Origin of the sequence: Pseudomonas sp. C1C7 (assembly GCF_013359595.1) — a bacterium.
In the GTDB taxonomy this organism is placed as follows: Bacteria; Pseudomonadota; Gammaproteobacteria; order Pseudomonadales; family Pseudomonadaceae; genus Aquipseudomonas.
On record NZ_JABFMP010000082.1, the window covers coordinates 1 to 2101 of the forward strand.

Genomic DNA, 2101 nt, shown 5'->3' on the forward strand with positions numbered 1-2101 from the left:
CTCAGTTAGGGATAAGCAATAAAGGGTGGTCAAGATTTGTTTTCACGCGCGCGGGTCACGTGGGAAATGTATCTGTGCCATTTTCTATGCTGATCAGTTCAGAACATCCACCTTTCCAATGACACAAGGCACACAGGATGGCAGGTGGGCTTTGATAAATTCCACTACTTGTTCTTTTGTTCGGCGTTGAAAGAAAACGTATTGGCTCCCTGATAGCATGTCGTTTGTGTTTTTTTCCGGAAATTTGAATTCCAGTTCAACCATGTCTCTATTTGTCGCAATCGTAATGTTCGTTAGTCGGTTCCAGTGTATGAAGTAATGATGGTATTCAGTGTGCAAACTTTGAAAGCCCTTGGAGTTTGCCATGGATAGGTACATCAGCCCCATACCGCCAGGACCTATCAGTGCACCAATCAGGAATGCAGGATCAATGGTTGCGAGGAAGATGAAAGCAATCGCTGTGATACCGGTAAACCATTTCAAGAATGGCAATACCCACTTAGGAGGGGCTTTCCACTCGTAATATTCGACTCCGGACTGAGTGAAGCGATAGGCGAAGTTTACTCTCTGGTGAGTAATCGATATCAATGCGAAAGTGACGATAGAAAAATAAAGCATGGTAAGAATTCCACTGAAAAGTGGGTCATCATCCATACTTCGATACACCAGTATTGATGCGATCATTATGACGATGAAGCAAACCCAGAACATCGAATCTGCCACAAAAGTATTGTAGTTTCGCGCCCGAATCGTCCACTCTAACAATTCTGGCTCATTAGAGTATTTCCAGCTTAGCTTTGACGGCAGATCCAGTACCTTGTTGAAATTTAACATTGTCATGCCCTTCAGCTTATTTAGTTAGGAATGGTCAGTTTTAAAGGCTGGGTACTCTGCTGTGTAAGCACGATGCCATCCTTTTCCTTTAATTCCCCGCTGAAGGCATTGTTGGCCCGATCCGCTTCACTTGGGGTCCACTCAAGCGCCATTCGAAACAGGTACCCGCGACCATCAGCACGTTGAAGCACGCCGGGCGGGTACTTCACTTCCAGTTCAAGGACCGGGCTGTCTTTGGCGAAATTGATCCACACCTGCCACAGGCGATGCTGTTCTTTGCCGGTATAGGTGAAGTCGGCCGGATTGTCTTTTGTGCCGGGACCGTCGGGTAACTGCCCAAGCAGTTTTGGATCGACCCAGTAGCCATTGAGAAAGTTGTCGTAGAACTTGTCTTTGGCGCTTTGCAATTCGTCGGGGTAGAACAGATACGTCTGGATCATCGCCGTTTGCAAGGTCACATCCTTGCTTGCCAACGCGTTCGGCACCTGGATTTGTAGCCAGAAACCCAAATGTTTTCTCGGCGTGCTGCCTCCGCCGGAGGACAAGGCTCTACCTCCGACGCTAGGGCGTTGCAGGGTTTCCAAGAGGGCTTGCATCTGCTTGAAATGACCGTCATCACCCTGCCATTCAGGAATTGACCCACGCCCCCAAGTGCAACGGTACAACCACAAACGTAGCCCCTCGCGCTTGTAGCGGTTGGCGGCCATGCTGATCATCAAGTAGGCGATGCCCAAGATCGCCAAAATGATAATCACCGGCTTGGACATCACCCAGGCAAAGCCGAACCAATAGCCAAGTCCTGTGCCCATCAGTTGGGTTGTGGCAACGAACGACATTCCGGACACCACAACAGACTTCCCTATGAGCAGCCCTTTTTCTTCCTTGCTCGTTGCACCATCTATCTCATTGGACAACTGCCACGCCTCAAGACCGCTCGCCACAGCACCCAATGCCGCCCACGTCACCGTGCGCCAGATCAGCCCTTTCGAAACGGTCGCGAACTCGCTTGCCAGCGCTGCTCTGGCACTTTTCCCGTCAATCGCAGCTGTCCTAGCCTCCGACAACCAACTCCTGTATGAGGCTTGAGCCACGCTCCGAGTTTTGTGCCTTAGTTCAGCCGTCATATTCCCCGCCCGATTCCACGCCGGCCCCACCCACAACGCCGCGATCGCATTCCCCGCATACGCCGCACTCGCACTCACATTGCGCCACTCATCCGCCGAGAACCTGCCGTCGTTCTTCGCCTGTTTCGCCGTGTGATGCAGGT

At 51.1% G+C, this 2101-nt stretch carries 1 protein-coding gene and 1 pseudogene; both read right to left on the minus strand.

The window, feature by feature from the left end; genetic code table 11:
- Nucleotides 1-93 precede the first annotated feature (93 nt).
- Nucleotides 94-834, minus strand: a complete 741-nt coding sequence (locus HNO86_RS30050) for a hypothetical protein (RefSeq protein WP_175380563.1) — start codon at nucleotides 832-834, stop codon at nucleotides 94-96.
- A 20-nt stretch (nucleotides 835-854) separates the two neighbouring features.
- Nucleotides 855-2101: pseudogene (locus HNO86_RS30055) on the minus strand (hypothetical protein); the annotation flags it as partial.

What these genes read in the sequence shown, in the direction of transcription:
- HNO86_RS30050 (WP_175380563.1), bottom strand. Translation starts at nt 834, where the DNA reads ATGTTAAATTTCAACAAGGTACTGGATCTGCCGTCAAAGCTAAGCTGG.